Raw genomic sequence first — 14,625 nt, forward strand, 5'->3', positions numbered from 1 at the left:
CCTTATGAAACTGATGCAAAGAAGCTACTCCAACCTGCTGCTAGCTATTCGGAGAGTTACTCAAGAGAACCAGGGGAAGAAAACGGCTGGCGTCGATGGTCAGACGGCACTATCTCTGGCAGAAAGAGTGAAGTTAATAGATAGAAGAAATGAAGCGATACACCCTATGGAAAGTTCGCCCAACTCGAAGGGTGTACATTCCAAAAGCGAATGGAAAACAAAGACCATTGGGTATCCCAACAATCAAAGACCGTGCATTGCAGGCGCTCGTCAAACTGGCATTAGAACCAGAATGGGAAGCGCGTTTTGAACCTAACTCCAACTGGGTAGGACCGGGGCGCTCGTGTCAGGATGCCATCGGAGCAATCTTTAACGCAACTAGGTACGTACCTAAGTTTGTACTAGATGCGGATCTAGCAAAATGCTTCGATAAAATCAACCATGAAGCACTGCTAAGAAAATTGAATGCATTCCCGCTGATTCACCGCCAAATTCGGGGATGGTTAAGAGCGGGAGTGATGGATGGTGAGCAGTTGATTCCCACATCTCTTGGTACACCACAAGGCGGCGTCATTTCGCCATTATTAGCAAACATTGCCCTCCACGGGATGGAAAACCGGATCAAGGAGGAATTCCCAAAAAGGGATACCTCCATAAAAGGTAAGCGAGTATATTACAATGCCGCCCAACTTATCCGTTATGCCGATGACTTCGTGATGCTCGCGCGTTGACCTAACCGTTGTCCAAAGATGCAGAGAAATCATCTCTGAATGGTTACAAGACATGGGACTGGAGCTAAAGCCCAGTAAAACAAGACTTGTTCATACCCTGAATAGTTTTGCAGAAGAACCACCAGGATTTGAATTCTTGGGGAACCAAACCAATTTACTTTCTAATGTATCAAAAACTTAGAGCTTGGGCCAAACGTCGCCACCCAAATAAATCGGGAGAATGGGTATCAGAAAAATCCAGGCAAACCATTGGCGATGATAACTGGGTATTCCCAACCAGGCAAGAGAATGAAAATCCTCTTCGGTTACATAAACATGGACAAACAAAAATTATTGACCATGCCAAAGTTAAAGGCGAATCGTCACCAGACGACGGCAACCTGGTTTATTGGAGTACGAGACTAGGACAGCATCCCCAAATGCCAATGCCAACAGCTACATTACTAAAAATGCAAAAGGGGAAGTGTGCCTACTGCGGACTATACTTCCGTGAAAACGATGTGATGGAAGTTGACCACAAAATCCCTAAATCGCAAGGTGGAAAGGATTGCTATGAAAATTTGCAACTACTACACAGACATTGCCACGATATAAAAACCGCCAGCGATGGCGGCAAGGGCGCACAATCTGACTGCAATAGTGTCAAGCCTAAGCCAACCTCAAAACTAGAATGGTTCTGGGAAGAGGACATGTTCGTAATGCGGTATGTGTGACAAACACCGAGTCACTGAGGAGCCGTGTGATGGGAAAATATCAAGCACGGTTCTGGAGAGTAGCGGCGATCGTGAGGCAGTCGCTGACTTTAATTCCTACCGTGACGAGTTTGTTTTTACCGATTGCGGTATTCGGGAGTATTGGGACGATATTGAAAAACTCTTGGTTGATAGAGATATTAATGCCGCTATCAACATTAAGAGAGTAGGGTTGGACGCATTCCCTACTATAAAACGCCCCAAAGGTGGCGCAGTAATAGCTAGTTCTACTACTGATTCTACAAGGAAAGAAATTCTACGCAGCGCGACCTGAAATGGTCGTTTAGTCCGAGGAGCCTTCTCCTCTAGGAGTTTCACACCTCCTACCCTTATGTAAAAGCAAGGAAAGAGTCCGGTCACGGTCGAGTAAGTAATGAAACAACCGGAATGCAGACCACAAATGTACTCATTGCTACTAGCCTAAAGCGGCTCTGAGGCTAAAGCGAGTTCTCTAATGATGAACGAAAGTGAACTGTCACTTAAACTGCGTTATATTTCAAAGAGCCAAATAAGGCTGATAGGCTCTAACCAAAAAGGCAAAGTAGGTAGCTATATTATTTGTGTATTAATGTAGCGTGTGAATACAACTCCTACCGCAGAAAAGACAGCATCTAACGAAGAACGTAACACTAAACGATACAACAGGGTAAACCCTACAGAGTCTAGGAAAGGTCGATTATTTCTAGTAAGTCCGAGGCAACGAAGACTGAACTCTCTGGAGGGTAGAGGATGGAGTAAAAAGCGAATGTCCACTTGTAATGAATGGGATATAGGTTCAAACTTTGCCCATGACCGAAAGGAAAGCAGACTTACTCTGGGTCTTATGAGAAAGAAACTACGCAAAGAAACTTTATTCAATGACAAGTTAGATGTCGTACAATAGTACAACAAACGGACTGATAAAAACCCTAGAATATTGGAACCAGATTAACTGGCGCCAAATCAATAAAGCGGTTAGGAATCTACGCCAAAGAATCTTGATAGCGAGAAAAAATGGTGACTGGCGGAAGTTAAGAAACCTCCAAAAGTTAATGCAAAGAAGCTACGCAAACCTATTACTGTCAGTTCGGAAAATCACTCATACCAATAAAGGTAAAGCTACGGCAGGAATTGATAAAGAAGTCATCAATACCCCAGAGCAGCGAGTGAAACTGGTAAACGACTGGAGTGGAGGAAATCAAAAACCCACAAAAAGGGTAATGATACCCAAAGATAACGGTAAGAAACGACCGATCTCAATCCCAACCGTGCGCGACAGAATTGAACAGGCAATAATAGTAAATTCACTAGAACCCGAATGGTCAGCCGTGTTTGAACCAAATTCCTATGGATTTAGACCCGGAAGAAGTTGTCAGGACGCTATTGGACAAACCTATCTAAGATTACAGTCCGGTAGAGACATCTGGGTTCTGGAAGCTGACATTCAAGGATTCTTCGATAACATTGCCCATGAATCTATCCTTAATCAATTAGGTAACTTCCCCCGAAGAGACTTAATAAAAGGATGGTTAAAAGCTGGATTTATTTTGAAGGGAAAACACAACCCAACAGATAAGGGCACACCACAGGGAGGGGTTTGTTCACCCTTACTAGCCAACATAGGATTGCATGGATTAGAAGTCTATATAAAGTCCACCAATCCGAAACTTGGAGTGGTCAGATATGCTGATGATTTTATCGTCACAGCTAAAGACAAAGCGAGTCTCGAAAATGCCCAAAACCAGATTCAGCAATGGTTATCAGAAAGAGGTTTGAATCTCAGTGCAAAGAAGAAGTTAATCACGTCAATGGAAGATGGTTTTGACTTCCTCGGCTTCAATCACCGCCATTACAATGGCAAATTGCTTATTAAACCATCGAAAAAGAAAGTACTAGACTTTTGTAAGCGAATTGGGCAATAAATTAAAGCAATGAATGGGAATGAACAAGAGGTAGTCATCAAAAGACTCAATCCAATCCTCCGAGGTTTTGCTAATTACTACAAAGGGGTAGTCAGCCAAGAAATCTTTGGCTATATTTCACACAGAGTATGGCAGTACCTTTGGTCTTGGGCGAAGCGTAGACATCCCAAGAAAAACGCATGCATGGGTGAGGAAACGTTACTTCAAAACCATAAATGGCAATAAATGGACGTTCGCTACCATAATTAGCGACCGCCGACCGAAAAAAAAGGATTTAATCCTATACCCGATAGGGTACACGCCCATTGAACGCCACGTAAAGGTCAAGGGGGATGCGTCGCCAGATGACCCCTCTCTGAATGAATACTGGGAAAAACGCCACCAAAAACATGGTAAGAGCTACTGGGAGAAAAACTCTCGGAATTATAAAATCGCTCAAAACCAAAACTGGAAATGTCCTATCTGTGGCGAACCATTATTCAATGGGGAGGAAATCGACACGCATCACATAGTACCTGTTGCTATTGGCGGACTAGACGACCTAGAAAACCTTCAGCACTTGCATAAAGCGTGTCATAAACAGGTACATTCAAAACCTAAGACAACTCGCTTGAAATAAGGCAATAGCCGTGTGAGTGCGAAAGTCTCATGCACGGTTCTTACCGGAACCTTACCCGACTTCTAAGGCGCTTTGCGCCAGGCGAAGCTTGCGGAATGCCCCATAAGCCTACACCTACCCGTTAGGGAGGTGTAGGAGCGTCACGGACTCCTCGGCGTGCAAAACGCCTATGCAGTCGGTCTATCGGGGAATAAGTCATGGGGCTGTTCTAGATAAGTGGCGAAAACCCCGCAAGGGAAGTAACTAGGAATGCCTGATCGCGAGGTAAGGAGAGCCATCGCTGTACTGCTGTTGTCAGCTTCCGGAGGATGTCACAAAGAAGTCTTTCTCGCTGTTTTCCACCGCCCCTAGCCCCTAGTTTGTTCGGCGGCGTGGGCTAATTCCGCTGCTACTTTGGCGGCACTGGGTTTAATTAGCGACCAAATCAGGGGGGACAACCACCCGCGCAAGGTGATGGAATAGGATATTTGAGTACCGCAGACGGTGGACTCTACCTTGTAGATCACCCGTTCTTCCAGTCCTGGTAAAGTCATAATTCGGACGCTCAATAATTCTCTGGGTCGCACTTGCTCGACAAAAATCCGAATTGGAATCGGGATTGAGCGAGTCACGGCTTGGTAAATCAAGCCGGGTTTGGGAACTAACCCTTTGGGAATGTTCGTGCTTGCCAGTAGAGGATGCCAGGAAACATCGGCTAAGTCAATCACTTTGTGCCAGAGGGCGTCCACAGAAGCTGGAGTCAAAACCCGATATGTCTTAGCCAATGTAAACTGCCACCAGCGCTTTTTGCGCCAGCGCATCAGTTTGGAGGAAAAATTGCCCTTCATCTTTTTTCTCCGAGATACCCCATCCTTCTACACTGTGGGGAGGGAATTGAGCCGTGGTTGAGTGGGGTTAAAAGCCCCCTTCGCCACCAATCCAAAACCTGCCAAATCCCTTACGGGAACTGGTTTTTAATGCCGATCAAGCCGAGAACCAGTAAACTCGTTTAAGTCCCTTCCCGCAACATAACTAAGATGGCTTGCCATGACGCAATGCCTGACCAATCAGGCTTACAGATAATCCGAACTAGAGAAGTATTCGCAAGTGTGTCCCAAGCTATGTCTGCTTGCGGTATTGTTAGAGTCGATGTCCACATTGCTGCGGCGCACCTCTGCTTGGCGAACCGTGCTTGCAAGTTTCCCCGCACACGGCTCCTAGCAACCATTGGGTAGCTGGGCTATATCCCAAAAATCCCATTCACAAGCTGCTTTGAGCAATTGAACTCCACCTCGCCACCGGCTTGAATCTTCCGAACATTTGGGATTTTGTATTCCCCTTTAGGCTGGACAGTTACAGCTTCAGTTCTTCCGACTTGTTCCCATGACGTGCGTTTTCCTTAAATTATCCACTTGTGTTCCATCTATTCCTTTCTTAGCCGTTCTTCAGGGCAAGCGAGCTTACCCGTCCGCCTCAGGAAGTCCTGCCACCTTTCCCTTGGTATTATCTAGTTACTTCAGCAACTAAATACAGTCCGCCCGTCTACCCATGGTCTAATCCATTCCTAGACTTCTCGGTTGCCGGGGGCAATTCCCGCCCCCATCCTACCCGTCATCTTCCGGTAGAAGCTCGCATCACGACTTCCCACATGAGTTGTCAACCCCATGAAGTTGATGACGTTTTTCCTCGTTCCGTTCCTTAGATTGTTTTGATACTTTAGGTGTCACCAATTCGCCTACCACCAACCCAAGGCTTTTGCAGCTAACGCGTTGAATTGCTGCGGGTTTATAGGTAGTGTAGTCGAGATTTATACAGATTCTCGCTTACGCATAAGACGCTTTTTCAGGCGCTTCACATTAAGTTCACCAATAGTATCTCCCCATTAGCGCCAGTGTGCTTAATCTGATTCAGCTCTGATTGCGCCAGGGATCCAGCTTCACCCTGCTGCTTAACCTCAGCGTGGACAGATAGGGAGTCACTTCTAGCCTTGAAGGGGAGGGTTTACACCTCGATCCAAGGAACATTTATCAGATTTTCAAGGTTCTAACCTTTCGTTCTCACCGCAGCTGATGAATTAGGCTGCGAACGAGTCGCACCAACGCTTACGTTGTCCGAATTGGTTCGGTCAATCCCCATCCGCCGGCAGCGGTGGGGTCGTTGAAGGTAGTCCGCCTCTAGTTAGCCTGCAAGCGTAGCCTTCGATCATAGGCTATTTGTGTAATACTTCGCATCTTTCTGCTAAAAATTGTGATTAATACGCTGCTGCTTAAAGTAGGCAAAAGCGACTTGGTTTAACTTGACCCGATTCGAGTTAATCTTAAATACACCGAAATAAATCGGCAGCGTGGTATCCCCGCAACTTCAGTTCGGGCCCCAAACCCGCAGCGGCGAATTTATTCGCCCTCACTTATACGATGTCAGCAACCCGCTCTCAAGAGACGGCGTCTCACTGCCTCATCTTTTTAGGTAGCTGACAAGCCTAAGTCCCAACAACGGGGAAACTACGTTATCGGTGATAGTAAAAATTGTGGTTGAAATAACTTTGACGGATCTTAGTGCTGCAAAGTCAACCAATGGTTTTCTAGTCGAGGTGGCTAGAGTCAGTAATCAGGGTTGCTCTCATTGCAGATGTTTATCATCAAAGGTCCGAGCCGATCTTCAGGGAGGCAAGAGAGCGATATGCCAGTAAACTGCGAAATTAGTAGGCGCGTCCTTTAGCCGGTGTACTGATTGCCCCGTAAAGCAGTTCTCCCCATAGCTGGAAAAGGTTAGCCAGATAGCCGTTCCTCAAGGTTCCGGGCGAAAAGCTATCCCCAACTTCCAGCCAGCAATCCCCGTACCAATAGGCGCGAGGAGCGGCTCAACCACCACAATTCAACATCTGTTCGGTTGAAATTCACTTAATCGATTCTTTTGAGATTATGACCGCTTTTTCCACAATCGATACAACCACAACCCATTCTGTGCCACCCGCTGACTCAAGATCCAGGGTGAGCCAGTTTATGCGCCACCTACAAGACCAAATTTGTCAAGCACTGGAAACTACCGACGGTAGTAGCACTTTCATCGAAGACTCCTGGGTGCGCCCCGAAGGCGGTGGGGGTCGTTCTCGCGTCATCCGCGAAGGCGCTGTGTTTGAACAAGGCGGCGTCAACTTTTCCGAAGTTTGGGGCGACCACCTGCCTCCTTCAATTTTGACCCAGCGCCCCGAAGCCGCCGGTCATCGCTTCTACGCCACCGGCACTTCCATGGTGTTGCATCCCCGCAATCCTTATATTCCCACAGTACACCTGAACTATCGCTATTTTGAAGCAGGTCCAGTCTGGTGGTTTGGTGGCGGTGTGGACTTAACACCCTACTACCCCTTTGCCGAAGATGCGGCTCATTTCCACAAAACGATAAAATCCGCCTGCGATGCCCATCATCGCGAGTACTATCCTACTTTTAAACGTTGGTGCGATGAATATTTTTATCTCAAACACCGTCAGGAAACGCGGGGCGTGGGCGGTATCTTTTTTGACTATCAAGACGGCAGGGGCAAACTGTACCGAGGCGCAGATGCAAACGGAACGGCAGGCGTTTACAGCGATCGCGTGGGAGATTTAGCTCCGCGTACTTGGGAAGATTTGTTGAGTTTTATACAAAATTGCGGCGGGGCATTTGTCCCGGCATACGTACCGATTGTAGAAAAACGGCGCGGGTTGGAGTATGGCGATCGCGAACGGAATTTCCAGCTGTATCGTCGGGGGCGGTACGTGGAATTTAACCTGGTTTATGACCGGGGTACGATTTTTGGCCTGCAAACTAACGGGCGCACCGAGTCGATTTTGATGTCGTTGCCACCATTGGTAAGGTGGGAATACGGGTATCAACCAGAACCAAACTCCCGCGAAGCAGAGTTATACGACACTTTCCTCAAGCCGCAAGATTGGGCGAACTGGTCGGAGTCTAACGAGGACGTGAAATAATCTTCCACGGGATGAGCAGCCAGCAATTCGATCCCTAGCTAGCAAAGGTAAAAAGTTGCAAATATTTTTCAGTTGAAGCAACTTGCTGCGGTATACTTTAGCTTGTTAAAGTATCTCATCAGGCGGCTGGCTGTTCTTTCGGATATATGCTCGTACCAGTTGACGGATATACTTAACAAAAAAGAAACTATTGTTGTTCGCCCAGTGGGTTCCCCAAAATCCCGCTCATCAACCACCGGCGTCGCCAATTGCTAAAGCTGGCTGCGTTCGTTTTTGGCTTGATTTGGGTAAAGTTAAGATCAAACGCTGTACATCTATACTATTTCAACGGAAAGGTCAGTGATTCACATCGAGCAGAAAACCCACACAACCCAAGACGGCACGACTGTTATCGTTTTAACACCTAAAGGCCGTCTCGATATCACAACGGCGTGGCAATTTCGCTTGAAATTGCAGGAGTGCATCTCCAAACTCAGTCGTCACGTGGTGGTAAATTTAGGTCAAGTTGGTTTTATTGACAGTTCTGGCCTCACCTCATTGGTCGCAGGCATGAGAGATGCCGACAAGGTAAAAGGCAGTTTTCGGATTTGTAACGTGCATCCCGAAGCTAGATTGGTGTTTGAAGTCACTATGATGGATTCGGTATTTGAAATCTTTGAAACCGAGGAAGAAGCTCTCGAAGGAGTTCCCCGCAGCATGGTAGGTTAAGCGCTGGCTGTATCTTCACCATTGGTAACAAATCAAGCAAGCTCCTCTCTTTTACGGGAGGAGAATATTTTATGTGACAACTCCCGCCACTAACCGCTCTCGCAGTGTAGTAGGGGACTCTAACTTCGCAATTAGAATTTGCTGCTTCACAGGCACAGCAACCTCTGGGCCTTCACAGCCAGAGAACGGTAGTCCAACCGTCCTTAATCCCCGATTCAGAATGTTAATTGCTGCGTTCCAGTCCCGGTCAATTGTCAACCCGCAATGAGGACACTCATGAATCCGGTCAGACAGCACTTTTTCAACTCGGTTCCCACATCCAGAACATTCGATACTCGTTCGCTTGGGATCAATTCCAACCGTCTGCTTGCCGCGTTTGACCGCCACTGCTTGCAGAATTTCGAGGAATGCACCCCAAGCGACATCAAGAATCGACTTTGCCAGTCGGGTTCTGGCAAGCCCTTTAATGTTAAGGACTTCAAACGCTATCAGGTCATACGCGCTACAGAGGCAATGGGCGACTTGATAGTGAAAATCCTTACGCTGCCGCGCAACGTGCAGATGAAACTTTGCGACACGACTTACCTGTCTTGCATAGTTGTTCGAGCCTTTTTGTTTACGAGAAAGTTGGCGCCCTTCACGTGCTAATTTTGCCTGTCCATTACGGTAGAACCGAGGAACCGAGATGCACTGTCCGCCTGATGTTGTTAAAAACTTCTCCAGTCCTACATCGATTCCCACTGATGATTTGACTTCATCCACAGGTAACGGTGCAGGAACAGTATCGTCTTCCAGGCTAAGACTGACATACCAACCATCAGCTTTCCTCAAAATCGTTGCCTGTTTGAGCGTGAAACCATCGGGAATTGGGCGATGCAGAATCACTTCGATTTCACCAATCTTCGATAGCTTCAAAATATTGCCGAAAAGACGCGCTCCTGCTTTGGGATGGTTTACTCTGGGGAATGTAAACGAGCAAATATCACCCCATTTCTTAAAGCGTGGTCTACCTCCTCTCTTGCCATTCTTATCAGGAATCAACCAGCGCTTCCAAGCTTTATCCAACCGCATTAAATTCTGCTGTTGGCAGTCAGCATAGATGTCTTTGTCGGGTAAGAGAGGACACGTCACCGTGCCTCCCTCCCCTAAGAACCGTACTTGACGCTTTCGCATCATACGGCTATTGCCTCCTGCAGCCTAGAACGATGTCCTGTGTGTATTTGTTTATGACAGGACTTGTGAAGGTGTACTAGATTTTCCACCTTGTTTGACCCTCCATCTTTAACCCTTTGTATATGGTGGGTGTGCAATTCTTCTCCATTGAACAAGTGTTCCCCGCAAACTGGGCATTTCCATTGTTGGTTTTCTGCTACTTTGTATAGCTTTGAAGCTTTTTCCCAATAGGTTTTTCCGTATCGGGTTTTGCGGTCATGCCAGTATTGATTCAGGTTTGGGTCATCTGGGGATGATGTGCCTTTGACTTTGACATGGCGTTCGATTGGGATGTCCGCTAGCCATTTTAAGGCTATGTAGTTTTCAACCCTTCGTTGGTCATTGGCTTGTACCGCAAAGTTCCATTTTCGCCCTTTTAGGGTTTTAAAGTACCTTTTGGCTACCCATCCCTTTGTTTTATTCGGATGTCTTTTTAGTCCCCATTTGTAGAGCATTTTCCATAATTTATTCTCTGCATAAGAAAACACCCGTTTACTTGCTCCACACTTGTAGTAGTTTCCCCATCCTATGAGGATTGGATTGAGGTGTTTTATTATTGCTTCTGGTTTGGTATTGTGATTGGCTTTTAGCCATTGGTTGACATTTCTCAGAAAGTTTATGATTTTTTCTTTTTGAGGAAAGCAGAAGCAGCTTTTATTGAACTGTCGGATATTGAACCCTAAGAATTTGAAGCCCTGTTCTACATGAACAATGTTGGTCTTATCCTTATTTAGTTCTAATCCTCTTTCCAAGAGCCATTCTTGTAGGACTGGGACTATGGCTTCGATATCCTCTCTGGTGGTTGCCGTAACCACAAAGTCATCAGCATAGCGGATAAATCCGTATCTAGGTGATTTAACCTTGCTAGTTCTTTGTTGCCCTTTGTATTTACCATTTTTATGTTGGCTTTGATAGGTTTTGGTTTTGGTGTATTTGGATAACACCTTTTCCATGCCATCTAGGGCAATATTAGCTAACAATGGTGAGATTACTCCCCCTTGTGGGGTTCCGCTTTCTGTTTCATGGAATATCTCAGCTTCTACATAACCTGCTTTCAACCATTGTTTTATCAGTTCTCGACCGGGTGTTTGCCCAATTGTCTTGAGGATATATTCATGATTAATGTTGTCAAATGCCCCTTTAATGTCAGCATCTAAAACCCATGTGTCTTTCCCTTTGCTCAGTCTAAGATGGCATTGTTGTATGGCATCATGGCAGCTTCTGCCGGGTCGGAAACCGTAGCTGTTTTCCTCGAATCTCGCTTCCCAGCCAGGCGAAAAGGCATTTTTAACAACTGCTTGTGCTACTCGGTCTCTGATTGTGGGAATCCCTAATGGTCTTTGTTTTCCATTTGCTTTTGGTATGTAGACCGTTTTAGTTGGGCGGGCTTTCCATAGGGTGTATTTCCTCATATCTTTGACCAGTTCCACCCTTTGTGTAGGGGTTAGTACCGTCTGACCGTCAATGCCAGCCGTTTGTCTCCCCTGATTGTCTTGGGTTACTCTTCGCACAGACAGAAGTAGGTTGGAGTAACTGCGTAGCATCAGTTTCATAAGGCTGCGAACCTTATTCCACTGACCGTTCTGAGTTGCACGATAAATTCTCTGTCTCAGGTTTCTGACCCGCTTCTTAACGGCTTTCCAATTTATGGAACTCCACTCTTGAAGGGGAAGTCTCTTCGATCCGATGTCATTTTTGACTCTATCTTTCACGATGATCCGATTCCTTTACGTTGATTTATCGTTGAAGACCCGCCAGAAGTCAGCCACCTTTCGGTGTGGGCAATTTTTTAATCCCTATCCAAGGCATTACCCCTGGCTTTTGCTTTTTCTGGCATCCTTTACCCTCTAAATACTTCCGTCTTCCTTACGGTTGACCTACTCTTGGTTTCGACCTAACTTTCGAGAATTTATAGGGAAAACCCGTGTTTCGCGTGTCTGACATTCGATTTGATGTAGGCTCCATCTATACTCCGACGAGATTCGTCCTTTCGACTATTAACGAATACACCTTAATAGCCCTCTTGCTTACCTTTTGGTTAAAGTGTTTCAGCCTTATTTCACTCCATATTCCTTACGAAGCTTTAACGATGGTTCACTTACGTTAGCCCGATCGATCTTCCCTTTGTTCTCACACCGATTTAGGCTGTCTGTGTGTTGAACTTTCGTGTCTTGCATTCCACCAGTTTCATTACTTACTATTGGTGTAGACGGGGTTATTAACCCTTTTACGTAGGGACAAGGAGAAAGGATTCCTTGGGGAGATAGGTCTCCCAGTCATTTAGCACTCTCGTGCCTAGCACACGACTTTCACGTCGCGCGTATTCAGGGAATAATCATTTAGTTTCTTTGAGGTCAGCAGCTTGTGAATAGTAATCTACTTTGTCAGGAATCTCCCCAATTGGTTCACTTATCAAACTGCAACGATCGATCTGACATCTCGTGCGACGTAGCCAGTCCAGCCTTTGACCGCTGGCTAAGGACAGGGAGTCGCCTCCCTGCCTCGCCTCCAAAACCGTGCGTGAAACTTTCGCTTCACACGGCGCATCAATGACTTGGTGCTTGTTACGCATACCTCGATTGCCCTGTGGGCTTAGGCGTTTAGAACGGGTTAGCATCAAGCCATTCCTCGTCTAACTCTTTGATGCCGACAATACCATCTAGTGCTGTCTTGTTGTCGTGGCAATGTCGATGGAGTAACTGTAAGTTATCAACCCTATCCTTACCTCCCTTAGCTTTAGAAATCTTGTGGTCAGTTTCCATTAAATCTCCATCTTTAAAGTACAATCCGCAGTGAGCGCACTTCCCTTTTTGTGACTTGAGAAGCTTTGCTGTTCTGTTGGAGATTTCGGGATGTTTCCCTAATCTCGTACTCCAGTACACCCAATCTCCGTCGAACGCGCTGCGTTCCCCCTGCACTTTTACCTGTCTAACTATTGGTGTTTCGGAGTGCGGTATGAGGCGCATCAATTGATTTTTACCCGGTTTCCTAGAAGCAAAGACCCATGTTCTGTTTTCTAGGGTGTGCCAGTAATTATTGGCGACCCAATGTTTGTCTTTGTTCGGATGACGGCGATTAGCCCAAGCCCTGAGTTGCTGATAGGTGTAGAAGTCGGCTTTTGAGTATGCCTCTTTGCTAACCTGGGTTGAGTAATAGTTTGCCCACCCCATGATTATGGGATTTAATCTCTTGATTAATGCCCATTGTGGTGATGAATTGTGGGTTTCTATTACCTCTCCTATTCGCTTTATGTGGCGATTCAGCCCCTCCTTACTTGGGGTGATGATGGTCTTAAAACCAAGTGGTTTCCCCTGCCCGTTTTTACCCGTTTGATATTTACCAACCGGGTGTTGTCTTATTGTGAACCCCAAGAAGTTAAATCCTGGAGATTGTTCGCCCTCTTTGGTGAGGGTATTTGTTATTCGGGTTTTACTTGGCTTTAATTCCAATCCCATGTCCTTCAACCACTCCGAGATTATCTGCTGGCATCTTTGGACAACGGTTAGATTTTCGTGTAGGATGACGAAATCATCGGCGTATCGGATTAAACTCAGAGCGTCCCGGTTGTGTTGTTTCTTACCCGGTAGCGTTTCTGCATATTGTTTAATCCGGTTTTCCATCCCGTGGAGGGCTATATTTGCCAATAAGGTCGAAATGACCCCGCCTTGTGGTGTACCAAGAGATGTTGGGAATAGCTGCTTGCCATCCATCACTCCCGCTTTTAACCATGCACGAATCTGGCGGCGTATGGTGGGGAATGTATTGAGTTTTCTCAGAAGGGTCTCGTGGTTGATTTTGTCGAAACATTTGGCAATATCAGCATCCAGTACATATTTGTTTTTGTACCTTGTAGCGTTATATATTGCCTGTATTGCGTCGTGACATGAGCGTCCTGGTCCCAATCCGAACGAGTTGGGTTCAAAGACCGCTTCCCATTCAGGTTCTAAGGCGAGTTTTACCAATGCTTGTAAGGCACGGTCTGTCATCGTTGGAATCCCTAGAGGGCGTTTTTCCTCTGTTCCAGGTTTGGGTATCCATACCCTTCTCGTTGGTTTCACCTTTCGGGATAGTTTCAGGCTTTGCACCAGTTTCAACCTTTGGACGGGAGAGAGTGATTTAATTTTGTCTACTCCGGCTGTTTTCTTTCCCTGGTTATCCTGCGTTACTCGACGGACAGCCAAGCATTTTGCTGACCAAGACCGCATCAGTGTTTTCTGAAGCTTTCGGACTGCCTTGACATCACCACGTTGAGAGGCTTTGTAGATTCGCGTTTGCAGCTTGAAGACCACCCGTTCTAGCTTTCGCCAAGGGATGTCCTTCCATTCCACCGTCTGATTGTTCAGCGTTTTAGAGATATTTACTCGGACTAACAACTCTACATTCCAAGTCCGAAGTGCCTACGTCTGCATATCCTCTGCATTACTAGAGGCATTGGCTTCTTAGGCAATCCCACCACTCTCCTAGCATCGGCTAGCACCTACTCCGGGTTCGACCTACCTAGAGGGCTAAAAGAGGGTTACTTCGTTCCTGACAACTATTGTTTGAACCTTTAGAGTGGTGCTGTCCACCGGGTTTATTGGGAGTACTTACTGGTCACGCACTAAAGTGTGTGCCCCTTTCCTTTGCCAAATGGCTCCAGCCTAACAGCCTTATTTCGCTGGTTGAATTTGACGATGGTTCGGGCACACCTTCAACAGTGTTACTCATGGGTTCTTGCTAGCCGGGATTCTAGACTAGGCTTCTAGTTACCGTCAT

The 14,625-nt window shown here is 46.4% G+C and carries 13 protein-coding genes and 1 pseudogene; 9 read left to right on the forward strand and 5 right to left on the reverse strand.

The features are described from left to right. Positions 1 to 13: 13 nt before the first annotated feature. The 7 genes and pseudogenes from ACE1CM_RS23025 to ACE1CM_RS23055 form a co-directional block, all read left to right on the forward strand. Positions 14 to 82, forward strand: a pseudogene (locus tag ACE1CM_RS23025) (reverse transcriptase N-terminal domain-containing protein); the annotation flags it as partial. 67 nt (positions 83 to 149) lie between these two features. Beyond that, positions 150 to 731, forward strand: coding sequence for a reverse transcriptase/maturase family protein (locus ACE1CM_RS23030; RefSeq protein WP_374880728.1), 582 nt, complete (start codon positions 150 to 152; stop codon positions 729 to 731). A 164-nt stretch (positions 732 to 895) separates the two neighbouring features. Next, positions 896 to 1,444 (forward strand): HNH endonuclease, encoded by a 549-nt coding sequence (locus tag ACE1CM_RS23035; protein ID WP_374880730.1) that lies wholly within the window; start codon positions 896 to 898, stop codon positions 1,442 to 1,444. A gap of 29 nt (positions 1,445 to 1,473) precedes the next feature. Further along, positions 1,474 to 1,653, forward strand: a complete 180-nt coding sequence (locus tag ACE1CM_RS23040) for a hypothetical protein (protein ID WP_374880732.1) — start codon at positions 1,474 to 1,476, stop codon at positions 1,651 to 1,653. Between the two features lie 699 nt (positions 1,654 to 2,352). Further along, on the forward strand, positions 2,353 to 3,384 hold the full coding sequence (locus tag ACE1CM_RS23045; protein WP_374880734.1) for a reverse transcriptase domain-containing protein: 1,032 nt from the start codon (positions 2,353 to 2,355) through the stop codon (positions 3,382 to 3,384). Positions 3,385 to 3,393: 9 nt separating this feature from the next. Continuing rightward, positions 3,394 to 3,609 (forward strand): group II intron maturase-specific domain-containing protein, encoded by a 216-nt coding sequence (locus ACE1CM_RS23050; protein ID WP_374880736.1) that lies wholly within the window; start codon positions 3,394 to 3,396, stop codon positions 3,607 to 3,609. Next, entirely contained in the window at positions 3,572 to 4,003 is a 432-nt protein-coding gene (locus ACE1CM_RS23055; RefSeq protein ID WP_374880737.1) for an HNH endonuclease, read from the forward strand. Before ACE1CM_RS23050 ends, ACE1CM_RS23055 begins: the two co-directional genes overlap by 38 nt. Positions 4,004 to 4,350: 347 nt before the next feature. Here ACE1CM_RS23055 and ACE1CM_RS23060 read toward each other — a convergent pair whose 3' ends face one another. Continuing rightward, positions 4,351 to 4,830, reverse strand: coding sequence for an SRPBCC family protein (locus ACE1CM_RS23060; RefSeq protein ID WP_374880739.1), 480 nt, complete (start codon positions 4,828 to 4,830; stop codon positions 4,351 to 4,353). A 2,073-nt stretch (positions 4,831 to 6,903) separates the two neighbouring features. Between ACE1CM_RS23060 and hemF the strand changes: the two genes are divergently transcribed. Both hemF and ACE1CM_RS23070 read left to right on the forward strand, forming a co-directional pair. Then, entirely contained in the window at positions 6,904 to 7,950 is a 1,047-nt protein-coding gene (gene hemF, locus ACE1CM_RS23065) for an oxygen-dependent coproporphyrinogen oxidase (RefSeq protein WP_374880740.1), read from the forward strand. 339 nt (positions 7,951 to 8,289) lie between these two features. Continuing rightward, positions 8,290 to 8,658, forward strand: a complete 369-nt coding sequence (locus ACE1CM_RS23070) for an STAS domain-containing protein (RefSeq protein ID WP_226585017.1) — start codon at positions 8,290 to 8,292, stop codon at positions 8,656 to 8,658. A 69-nt stretch (positions 8,659 to 8,727) separates the two neighbouring features. Here the strand turns inward: ACE1CM_RS23070 and ACE1CM_RS23075 are convergent, their stop codons facing one another. From ACE1CM_RS23075 to ltrA (ACE1CM_RS23090), 4 genes are all read right to left on the reverse strand, one after another. Further along, positions 8,728 to 9,834, reverse strand: a complete 1,107-nt coding sequence (locus ACE1CM_RS23075; RefSeq protein ID WP_374880742.1) for an RNA-guided endonuclease InsQ/TnpB family protein — start codon at positions 9,832 to 9,834, stop codon at positions 8,728 to 8,730. Continuing rightward, positions 9,831 to 11,582: a group II intron reverse transcriptase/maturase gene (gene ltrA / locus ACE1CM_RS23080; protein ID WP_374880743.1), complete on the reverse strand. Its 1,752-nt coding sequence runs from the start codon at positions 11,580 to 11,582 to the stop codon at positions 9,831 to 9,833. The genes ACE1CM_RS23075 and ltrA (ACE1CM_RS23080) overlap by 4 nt, the downstream gene beginning before the upstream one ends. A gap of 623 nt (positions 11,583 to 12,205) precedes the next feature. Then, positions 12,206 to 12,442, reverse strand: coding sequence for a hypothetical protein (locus ACE1CM_RS23085; protein ID WP_374880745.1), 237 nt, complete (start codon positions 12,440 to 12,442; stop codon positions 12,206 to 12,208). Positions 12,443 to 12,470: 28 nt separating this feature from the next. Beyond that, positions 12,471 to 14,243 carry a group II intron reverse transcriptase/maturase gene (gene ltrA / locus ACE1CM_RS23090; protein ID WP_374880747.1) on the reverse strand — a complete coding sequence of 591 codons (1,773 nt, stop codon included), beginning with the start codon at positions 14,241 to 14,243 and terminating at the stop codon, positions 12,471 to 12,473. Between the last annotated feature and the right edge of the window lie 382 nt (positions 14,244 to 14,625).

The organism is Microseira sp. BLCC-F43, assembly GCF_041929235.1.
In the GTDB taxonomy this organism is placed as follows: Bacteria; Cyanobacteriota; Cyanobacteriia; order Cyanobacteriales; family Aerosakkonemataceae; genus Microseira.

What these genes read in the sequence shown, in the direction of transcription:
- ACE1CM_RS23030 (WP_374880728.1), top strand. Translation starts at nt 150, where the DNA reads ATGAAGCGATACACCCTATGGAAAGTTCGCCCAACTCGAAGGGTGTAC.
- ACE1CM_RS23035 (WP_374880730.1), top strand. Translation starts at nt 896, where the DNA reads ATGTATCAAAAACTTAGAGCTTGGGCCAAACGTCGCCACCCAAATAAA.
- ACE1CM_RS23040 (WP_374880732.1), top strand. Translation starts at nt 1,474, where the DNA reads ATGGGAAAATATCAAGCACGGTTCTGGAGAGTAGCGGCGATCGTGAGG.
- ACE1CM_RS23045 (WP_374880734.1), top strand. Translation starts at nt 2,353, where the DNA reads ATGTCGTACAATAGTACAACAAACGGACTGATAAAAACCCTAGAATAT.
- ACE1CM_RS23050 (WP_374880736.1), top strand. Translation starts at nt 3,394, where the DNA reads ATGAATGGGAATGAACAAGAGGTAGTCATCAAAAGACTCAATCCAATC.
- ACE1CM_RS23060 (WP_374880739.1), bottom strand. Translation starts at nt 4,830, where the DNA reads ATGAAGGGCAATTTTTCCTCCAAACTGATGCGCTGGCGCAAAAAGCGC.
- hemF (WP_374880740.1), top strand. Translation starts at nt 6,904, where the DNA reads ATGACCGCTTTTTCCACAATCGATACAACCACAACCCATTCTGTGCCA.
- ACE1CM_RS23075 (WP_374880742.1), bottom strand. Translation starts at nt 9,834, where the DNA reads ATGATGCGAAAGCGTCAAGTACGGTTCTTAGGGGAGGGAGGCACGGTG.
- ACE1CM_RS23085 (WP_374880745.1), bottom strand. Translation starts at nt 12,442, where the DNA reads ATGCGTAACAAGCACCAAGTCATTGATGCGCCGTGTGAAGCGAAAGTT.